This is a genomic window from Streptomyces sp. SID10853 (genome assembly GCF_010548145.1).
Taxonomy (GTDB): Bacteria; Actinomycetota; Actinomycetes; order Streptomycetales; family Streptomycetaceae; genus Streptomyces.
This window is the reverse complement of sequence record NZ_JAAGLN010000007.1, coordinates 64,784-73,813: the sequence shown is the minus strand read 5'-3', so window position 1 is coordinate 73,813 and position 9,030 is coordinate 64,784. Positions and strand designations below refer to the sequence as shown.

Here is a 9,030-nt window from a genome sequence, read left to right as displayed (position 1 = left end):
CCGTCCAGGGAGCGCCGGGACCGCAGCTGGTTCAGCGTCAGGTTCGTCGGTGAGGGCGGGGGCCGGCGCGTCTGCACCGAGGTGTCGGGCGGTGACCCGGGCTACGACGAGACCGCCAAGATCCTCGGCGAGTCCGCTCTGAGTCTCGCTTTCGACGAACTCCCCGCACTGGCGGGCCAGCTCACACCCGCCGTCGCCATGGGGCCGGTCCTGCGGGCGCGGCTGCTGCGCGCCGGTCTGCGGTTCAGGGTGGCCGCGCGGCGCCCGCTCACGAACGGCGGCCCCACCGCAACCGGTTGACGGGGGCGGCAGGGCCGTGCGCGCATCCGGCGCCCGTGCCGTCAGTACAGCACCCAGAGGGAGATGCGCCCCTTGACGTCGACGCAGGTGGCGTCCTGGTACTGCTTCTTCGCCCGGGGGATGTCCGCCTTGCACGCCGCCATGTTGGGGTACATCTCGGGGCCACCGGCGATGTCGTGCCAGCTGGCGGCCGAGGCGGAACCGGCCGCCAGCGGAATCGCGACCAGAGCGGCAGCAACAGCGGCGCCGTAGGTCATTCGCTTACGCCACGACTTCATACGTCTCTCCTCAAGTAAGGGGCAGGGCCGGGCCCGGTCAACCGCGTCAGGTCGACGTTTGCACCCGTGGAACCCTCGGACATTCGTCAGTCCAACACACAGGCACCATGTGCCCCAAAGCCCCCAGGACCCTTGTTACAAGCCCCTGACATGGGAGGACGGGCAGACAGCTGCGAAACATGACTTGGCAGCCCTGCACGACTTCGGGGCGAAAAGTCAGAAATTGTCGGTGGTTAATGCATGGACTTCTTGCCTCCCAGCCCCACCCACCGCGCCGCCCCTGCCGTGACCAGCGCACACCCCATCAGCGCACCGCTCACCCAGACCGGCGCCCGGTAGCCGAATCCGGCGTCCAGGGCCAGGCCGCCCGCCCAAGGGCCGAGCGTGGCGCCCAGGTTGAAGGCGGTCGTAGAGAAGGCGCCCGCGAGCGTCGGGGCCCCGGGGGCCAGGCCCAGGACACGGGCGAGCAGCGCCGTACCCGTTCCGAATGCAAACGCCCCCTGGACCAGGAGCAGCGCCAGAACCACCGGTGCACTGCCCGCCGTCAGTGCGAGGGCGCTCCAGCCCAGGGCGAGAGCAGCCATGCCGCATGCGATGAAGGCCGTGGGGCGGGAATCCGCCTCTTCGCTGTGGGCTCGCAAGCGGCCTGCGACGGTGACACCGAGGAACGAGCCCACACCGAAGAGAGCGAGGGCAGCCGGCACCCAGCCGGCGCTCAGCCCGGTCTCGCTCCTGAGGAGCGGCTCCAGATACGCGAACGTGCAGAAGGTCGCCCCCTGGACCAGGGCCATCGTGAGCAGGGTCCGCCGGAGGCGGGGGCGGGTCAGGGCGCGCAGTTCGGTGCGTACGGGGACCGGTTCGGCGTCGGGCCGGCCACCCGGAACGCTCCGCACGACGGCCAGGACCGCCGGTACGGAGACGAGGGCGACGGCCCAGAACGCCGACCGCCACCCCCACCGCTCCCCCAGCACCGCCCCGGCCGGTACCCCGACCACGCAGGCGACGGTGACCCCGCCGACCACGACGGCCGTGGCCCGCGCCCTCAGCTGCTCCGGCACCAGGGCGGCCGCGGTCGTCAGGGCCACGGCCCAGAAGCCCGCGTTGGCTACGGCGCCCGCGAAACGGGTCGCGAGGAGCACCCCGTAACTCGGGGTGAGCGCTCCCAGGACATGCACGGCGACGAACACGGAGAGGAACAGCAGCAGCGCACGCCGCCGGGGCCAGGTGCGGCTGAAGAGCGCCATGAGGGGCGCGCCGATCACCATCCCGACGGCGAAGGCCGAGGCCAGCAGACCGGCTGCGGCCAGCGAGACATTCAGATCGGTGGCGATGCCCGAGATGAGCCCGGACAGCATGAACTCGGATGTGCCCTGGGCGAAGACCGCGAGCCCGAGGACGTAGACAGCGAATGGCATGGGAGACAGACCCCTCGGTACGAGAACCGTCGTGGACAGACAGGCGTGTACGGGGATGCGGCGATGACGGAGCCGTGCGAAGGGATGCCCATGACCCTGTCCTGCGGGTCAGGCGGCCTCGGTCAGCAGGAACCCGGCCACCGGCGGATCGCCGGTGGCCTCGGTCTGTCGGACTCGGGGCAGGACATGAAAGCGACGGTATCCGGACGAGTGGCCGCGGTGCGAGTGATTACGTGACGGCTTGGCGTCACGGCGTGCGTGAGGGTGTGCGTCGCGGCGTCACAGCGTGCGTGACAACGTCCGTCGCGGCGTATTGACGGCTTGCGTCACAGCGTGCGTCACGGCTTGCGTCACAGCGTACGTGACAGCAACCTGCGCCGGGGCCGGGCCAGGGCCAGGGCCGCGATCAGCTTCCGGGAGGCCGGGATCAGGTCCCGGACTGTCCTGGTTCATCCGCCTTCCCGTAACGGCGTATCGACCCGTGTGTCACAGGGGCGTCTTGATCGGACTCCGGCCAGAACAACTCACCGGGCAGCCGGAATCCAACAGAACAACAACGCCTGCTCAGCCGGAGCAAGCGCACGAGACAACACCCTCCCCAGGAGCACCGATGCGCGCCAAGAAGATCTCCGCACTCGCCCTCGTCGTCGCCGCCGCCGGCCTCTCGCTGACCGCGTGCGGCAGCAGCGACGGATCGAGCGCGTCCGCCAACACCGGCACGTCCACCGCCGCGGGCAGCTCTGCCGGCGCGAACAGCTCCACCGGCGACAAGGGCTCGGCATCCGACTCGACGGCGGCGTCGGACTCCTCGGCATCGGACTCCTCGGCGTCCAACCCCTCCGCCGCGTCCGGCTCGGCCGCGGACGGCAAGGGCTCGGCCGCGGACGGCAAGGTCACCGCCAAGACCCAGTCCGGCGCGTCGAGTTCCACGTGCGAGGCCGACAATCTCGCCCTCAGCGCCGCCTCCGCCGGGGTCAAGAACCAGATCGTCATCAACATGAAGAACACCGGCCCCAGCTCCTGCAGCATGCACGGCTTCCCGGGCGTTCAGCTCATCGGCCCCGACGGTCTCGGCGACACCGGCCCCGACGCCGCCCGCACCGACACCTCGGGCTCCACGATGACCATCGCGCACGGCGAGGAGACCCGTTTCCTGCTCCACTACATCCCGGACACCAGCGGCTCCGGCAAGACCTACACCAGGCTCTCCGTCACCCCGCCCAACGAGCGGGTCTCGGAGATCGTCGACCTGAACAAGCTGGCCATCACCGTCTCCCCCTCCAGCGGCAACGCCCCCGACGTCTACGTCGACCCGGTCGGCTACCACACCGGCTCCGGCAAGTGAGCCCGGCAGCCAAGTGAGCCCGGCAGCACGGCACTCACGCCGCAACCGCCGTCAGGCACCCGAGCAGCTTCATTCTGGGCGCCAACCTGTACAGCCGGCACCGCAGGGCTGCCCCCCTCCAGCGGCTCGGGTCACCGTGCCCAGTCCGGCAGCCAGACTCCGGTGCCGGGTCGGTGGGCGGCCCGTGCCGGGTCGAGGTGGGCGCGGAACGCCGCGAGCGTGGGATGCGGGTTGTCGCTCCGCCAGATCAGGGAGTGCGGGTAGACCGGCACCGGGTCGTGCAGGGCGATGCGCCGCAGCCCGCGGTCGGCGGGCCGGACGAACCGGGTCCGCTCGCCGATGAAGGTGGTCAGGGCCGGGGATTCGGCCATCGCGTCCAGCAGCGGTTCGGTGCCGAAGCTGGGGCCGCCGGAGTCGATGGTGAAGCCGAACGCGGCTGCGAGATCGTTGTAGTACACGGCCCATTCGGTCCCCGGGGCCATGTCGGGCATCCAGATCCGCCGCCCGGCGAGCCGGCCAGGGGCGACCGCGCCGGCGTCGGCGTCGGCGAACTCGTGGGCCGGGCCGACCAGGAGCTGGACGGGCTCGTCGAGGACCCTGACCGCGTCGATGCCGTCGGGCAGCTGCCGTACGGGCAGGGTGAGCGCCCGGATCGTCGCGTCGATCGTGCCGGACCGGACGGCCGCGATGGCCGAGTCCGCGTCGTAGTGCGTGACGATGTCGAGTTCCGCCCCGGGGTGTGCACGGTGGAAGTCACGCAGCAGACCCGCCGGCCCGAACCGCCGGCCGACCACATCGACGCGCAGCGCTCGCCGGCCGGGCCGCACGGAGGCGGCCGCCCGTTCCTCGGCCTGCAGGAGCCCGCGGGCGTGAGGCAGGAACGCCTGCCCGTCGACGGTGAGCCGGGCCCCGCGCGCCGTGCGGGTGAGGAGCCGCACACCGAGCTCCTTCTCCAGCGTGGCGACGCGCCTGGAAACGGCCTGCTGGGTGACCGACAGGGCTGCGGCAGCCTGCTGGAACTGGCCGGTGTCCACCACGGCGACGAAGGTACGTACGGCATCGAGATCCACGCCGCCCGACTCTAGAGCCTGCGGTTCCGGTCGGGCTCCGCCCGGCGCGCGGCCTCTGCGGGCCCACAACGTGCGGTTGTGGCTGCGGCCGGGTCGGTTGTTTGACCTGTGGGTGTGCTGCTCGCTTTGATCTCGGGGTCAGCGTCGGCCTGTTCCGGCGGGCGGACGGAGAGAGCGGGAGGTGCGCCGAGCATGGTGTCCAGGCGGTCGCTGGGGCGGCAGTTCGGGTGGCTCTGGGGGGCGTACGCGGTGAGCACGCTCGGCACCTGGCTCGCGTTCGACTCGTTCTCCCTGATCGCGATCCTCGCCCTGCACGCCGGAACGACCCAGGTGTCCCTGCTGGCCGCCGCCGGGCTGGCCGTCGGCGCCGTGGTGGCGGTGCCCCTCGGGCCCTGGGTGGAGTTCCGCCGCAAACGGCCGGTGATGGTCGCGATGGACCTGATCCGGTTCGCCGCGCTGCTGACCATCCCCGCCGCCTACGCGTTCGGCCTGCTCAGCTTCGCCCAGCTGCTGCTTGTGTCGGTGGTCGTCGGCGCGGCGGACATCGCCTTCACGGCGGCGAGCGGGGCCTGTGTGAAATCGCTCGTACGGCAGGAGGACCTGCTCGTCGCGAACGGCCGGTTCGAGTCCACGACCTGGACCGCCACCATGCTCGGGCCGCCGCTCGGCGGGGCGGCGATCGGGATGTTCGGCCCGGTGCTGACCGTGCTCGCCAACGCGGTCAGCTATCTGCTGTCCGCCGCGGGCATTCGGGCGATCGGCGGCGAGGAGCCGCGCCCCGAGCGCCCGGCCCGGCCACAGCTGCGCGCCGGTGATCTCCTCGACGGATGGCGGTACATCCTCAAACACCCGACGCTGCGCCCGCTGTTCTTCAACTCGGTCCTGAACAACGGCCTGATCATGGCGGTTTCACCACTGCTGGCCGTGCTCATGCTCAGTCGCCTCGGCTTCGCCCCGTGGCAGTACTGCATCGCCTTCGCGGCGCCCTGCGTCGGCGGTCTGATCGGCTCACGGGTGGCGCGCCCCCTCGTCGCGCGGCACGGGCAGCACAAGGTGCTGCTCGCCGCCGGGACGCTGCGGGCGTGCTGGTCGATCGGGCTGGCCTTCGTCGGTCCCGGCATCGCCGGGCTGGCGCTCGTCATGGCCGTAGAGCTGGGACTGATCACCTGCTCGGGCGTGTACAACCCCGTGCTCGCCACCTGCCGGCTCGAGCAGACCGCGCCGGACCGGATCGCCCGTACCCTCTCCGCGTGGTCGGTCACCAGCAAGGCCGGGATCGCGGCCTTCACCGCCCTGTGGGGCCTGCTGGCCACAGCCACCGGCCCCCGTACGGCGATCGGGATCGCCGGACTGCTGCTCCTGGCCACCCCGCTCCTGCTGCCCCGCCGCAGCCCGTCAGCCCGGCCGGAACCAGCACCGGAACCGGCCCGGAGCGCCGCGAGCTGAACCAAACCGGAGCGCCGCGAGCTGAAGCGAATCGGACAAGAGCTGTACAAGGATGCTCGTTTTGATTGACTCCCTGATCTGACATGAGCATGGTTTCTGCGTACTCCTCAGCCCCCACCTCTGAGAGGAACGCACCCCGTGAGACGTATGGGACGTATGAAATCCACGGCAGCCGCACTCGGCTCCACCGCTGCTCTGCTCCTGGCCTGCGGCCTCGGCACCGCCGCCACCGCCTCCGCGGCACCCGCACACGGCCGCACGGCCGCCACCCCCACGGCCGCCACCACCACCGCACGGCAACAGGCCGCCGACGTCTGCGCCTCCGCCGGCGCCGACTCCGGCCGTACGGTCCACGGGGCACTCTCCCGCGACCAGGTCCACCACCAGCTCTCGGCCCTGACCGCGCCCCACCGCGAGGCCCGCGGCTACCCCGCGTCCGGCGTGCCCGACAAGGGTCCGCTGGGGCCCGGCGCCCCCGGCCGCGGGCTGCTGACGGACATCCACCCGGCCCAGGGCACGTCCTTCAAGGAGATCAGCGGCAGCGACGGTTCCTGCGCCACCCAGTCGGTGTCCGCGCAACTGACCGTCCAGGACAGCTCCACCACGATCTACACCCCCACGATGTACCCGGCGGGCGGCTCCTGCGTCGAGCTGGTCACCGTCTACACGCAGTCCGGCCGCTCGGTCGCCGCCTGGGACTGGTGCGACAGCGTCGCCTTCGAGGCGTCGGTGCCCATCGACAGCGCCTTCCTGAGCACCTATACGGACGGCACGTCCAGCGCGTACACGGGACGGGTCGTCAAGACCGACGCCGCCACCAACTCCTGGACCGCGGGGCTCTACAACTACCGGACCGGCTCCTGGGACACCCTCTTCACCCAGTCGGGCCAGAACCAGTCGGGCCGCAACACCGGCTGGGACATCAACGAGCTGTACTCCCAGGTCGGCACATCGGGCCGGTCCGCCGCCTGCGACGCCATGGCGGGCCAGACCTTCGAGTCCAGCAACATAACCGTCCGGATCAACGGCAGTTGGACCCCGGCGTCGCCGGACAACTCCGACACCACCTATGACTCACCGGCCGGTTCCTTCTACTGCCCCGACCGCACCTACCAGATGGTCAGCGCGTACGACCACTGGAAGGCCGTGGGCTGACGGACCCCGCACGCGCAAGCCGCCCCGCCGCCCCGGCCACTCCAGCGCCGGGGCGGCGTCCGCTTCAAGAGTTCGGCGTCCGGAGTTCCGCGTCCGGAGTTCCGCGTCAGGAGTTCGGTGCCACCTTCGACAGCCCGTTGATGATCCGGTCCATCGCGTCCCCGCCCGTCGGGTCGGTCAGGTTCGCCAGCATCTTGAGCGTGAACTTCATCAGCACCGGGTGCGTCAGACCGCGCTCGGTGATGAGCTTCATCACCTTCGGGTTGCCGATCAGCTTCACGAACGCGCGGCCCAGCGTGTAGTAGCCCCCGTAGGTGTCCTTGAGGATCTTCGGGTAGTTGTGCAGCGCCGTCTCGCGCTGCGCGGGCGTCGCACGGGCCGCCGCCTGGACGATCACGTCGGCCGCGATCTGGCCGGACTCCATGGCGTACGCGATGCCCTCACCGTTGAACGGGTTGACCATGCCGCCCGCGTCACCCACGAGCAGCAGGCCCTTGGTGTAGTGCGGCTGGCGGTTGAACGCCATCGGCAGCGCGGCGCCGCGGATCGGCATCGTCATGTTGTCGGGGACGTAACCCCAGTCCTCCGGCATCGACGCGCACCACGACTTCAGGACCTCACGCCAGTCCAGCTCCTTGTAGGCGGCCGACGAGTCGAGGATGCCGAGGCCGACGTTGGAGGTGCCGTCGCCCATGCCGAAGATCCAGCCGTACCCGGGGAGCAGCCGGTCCTGCGGGCCGCGGCGGTCCCACAGTTCGAGCCAGGACTCCAGGTAGTCGTCGTCGTGGCGCGGCGAGGTGAAGTACGTACGGACCGCGATGCCCATCGGCCGGTCGTCGCGGCGGTGCAGACCCATGCCGATGGAGAGCCGGGTGGAGTTGCCGTCGGCGGCGACGACCAGCGGGGCGTGGAAGGTGACCGGGGTCTTCTCCTCGCCCATCTTGGCGTTGACGCCGGTGATCCGGCCGGTGCGCGGGTCGGTGATCGGGGCGCCGACGTTGCAGCGCTCGTGCAGCCGGGCGCCCGCCTTCTGCGCTTGGCGGGCCAGCTGCTCGTCGAAGTCGTCGCGCTTGCGGACCAGGCCGTAGTCCGGGTACGAGGCGAGATCCGGCCAGTCCAGCTGGAGGCGCACGCCGCCGCCGATGATCCGCAGGCCCTTGTTGCGGAGCCAGCCCGCTTCCTCGGAGATGTCGATGCCCATGGAGACCAGCTGCTTGGTGGCGCGCGGGGTCAGCCCGTCACCGCAGACCTTCTCGCGCGGGAAGGCCGTCTTCTCCAGGAGCAGGACGTCGAGTCCGGCCTTGGCCAGGTAGTACGCGGTCGTGGAGCCGGCAGGGCCTGCCCCGACGACGATCACATCTGCGGTGTGCTCGGAGAGGGGCTCGGTCACGGCGGAAACTCCGGAAGACTCGATTTCGCGTGCCACGGGGGCACTGGACAGGTGCAGTCTATGGGGACCGCCTGATCGATCAGCTGAAGGGTTGGCCGAAGTGAACGAGCCTGCGCCGGTCGTCCGGCTGCGCGTCCCCACCGACGAGGACGCCCTCGCCTGGCACCGGGTGTTCGACGACCCGGACGTCATGGAATTCCATGGTGGTGCGTCGAAGGAGTTGTCGGTGTACGAGGAGTTGACCGCCCGGCAGCGCAGACATGACGCCGAGCACGGTTTCTGCTTCTGGACCATGCTCGACGAGGACGGCGAGGTGATGGGATTCACCGGCGCGCAGCCCTGGCCGCAGGAGAACTTCGGGCCGGTCGGCAAGATCGAGATCGGCTGGCGGCTCGGGCGGAAGTACTGGGGCCACGGCTATGTGACGACGGCCGCCCGCATGACGCTGGAGCGGCTACGGGCGGTGGGCCTCGGCGAGGTGTACGCGATGGTCGACGCGAGGAACGCCCGGTCGATCGCGGTGACACGGCGGCTCGGGATGGAGCTGCACGAGACCTTCATGACCCCGCTGTCGAAACGCAGGGGCCACTGCTTCCGGCTGGACCTGGAGGAGGGGACGGCGGCCTGAGCA

Annotated in this window: 8 protein-coding genes and 1 pseudogene; 5 read left to right on the top strand and 4 right to left on the bottom strand. The window is 70.7% G+C overall.

The window, feature by feature from the left end; all coding sequences use genetic code 11:
• Nucleotides 1-300, top strand: a pseudogene (locus tag G3I19_RS03615) (hypothetical protein); the annotation flags it as partial.
• Between the two features lie 41 nt (nucleotides 301-341).
• Here G3I19_RS03615 and G3I19_RS03610 read toward each other — a convergent pair.
• Both G3I19_RS03610 and G3I19_RS03605 read right to left on the bottom strand, forming a co-directional pair.
• Nucleotides 342-578 carry a hypothetical protein gene (locus G3I19_RS03610; protein ID WP_164259368.1) on the bottom strand — a complete coding sequence of 79 codons (237 nt, stop codon included), beginning with the start codon at nucleotides 576-578 and terminating at the stop codon, nucleotides 342-344.
• Nucleotides 579-811: 233 nt separating this feature from the next.
• On the bottom strand, nucleotides 812-1,993 hold the full coding sequence (locus G3I19_RS03605) for a Cmx/CmrA family chloramphenicol efflux MFS transporter (RefSeq protein WP_164259366.1): 1,182 nt from the start codon (nucleotides 1,991-1,993) through the stop codon (nucleotides 812-814).
• Nucleotides 1,994-2,603: 610 nt separating this feature from the next.
• On the opposite strand from G3I19_RS03605, the gene G3I19_RS03600 reads away from it, so the two are divergent.
• A complete protein-coding gene (locus tag G3I19_RS03600; RefSeq protein ID WP_164259364.1) occupies nucleotides 2,604-3,338 on the top strand; it encodes a DUF4232 domain-containing protein in 735 nt (244 codons plus the stop codon).
• A 131-nt stretch (nucleotides 3,339-3,469) separates the two neighbouring features.
• On the opposite strand, the gene G3I19_RS03595 is transcribed toward G3I19_RS03600, so the two are convergent.
• Complete coding sequence (locus tag G3I19_RS03595; RefSeq protein WP_164259362.1) at nucleotides 3,470-4,408, bottom strand: LysR family transcriptional regulator; 939 nt, start codon at nucleotides 4,406-4,408, stop codon at nucleotides 3,470-3,472.
• A gap of 192 nt (nucleotides 4,409-4,600) precedes the next feature.
• Between G3I19_RS03595 and G3I19_RS03590 the strand changes: the two genes are divergently transcribed.
• Complete coding sequence (locus G3I19_RS03590; protein ID WP_164259360.1) at nucleotides 4,601-5,854, top strand: MFS transporter; 1,254 nt, start codon at nucleotides 4,601-4,603, stop codon at nucleotides 5,852-5,854.
• A 156-nt stretch (nucleotides 5,855-6,010) separates the two neighbouring features.
• Nucleotides 6,011-7,009, top strand: a complete 999-nt coding sequence (locus G3I19_RS03585) for a hypothetical protein (protein WP_164259358.1) — start codon at nucleotides 6,011-6,013, stop codon at nucleotides 7,007-7,009.
• Between the two features lie 106 nt (nucleotides 7,010-7,115).
• Here the strand turns inward: G3I19_RS03585 and G3I19_RS03580 are convergent, their stop codons facing one another.
• Nucleotides 7,116-8,399, bottom strand: coding sequence for a geranylgeranyl reductase family protein (locus G3I19_RS03580; RefSeq protein WP_164259357.1), 1,284 nt, complete (start codon nucleotides 8,397-8,399; stop codon nucleotides 7,116-7,118).
• Nucleotides 8,400-8,499: 100 nt separating this feature from the next.
• On the opposite strand from G3I19_RS03580, the gene G3I19_RS03575 reads away from it, so the two are divergent.
• Complete coding sequence (locus G3I19_RS03575) at nucleotides 8,500-9,027, top strand: GNAT family N-acetyltransferase (RefSeq protein WP_164259355.1); 528 nt, start codon at nucleotides 8,500-8,502, stop codon at nucleotides 9,025-9,027.
• Nucleotides 9,028-9,030 lie beyond the last annotated feature (3 nt).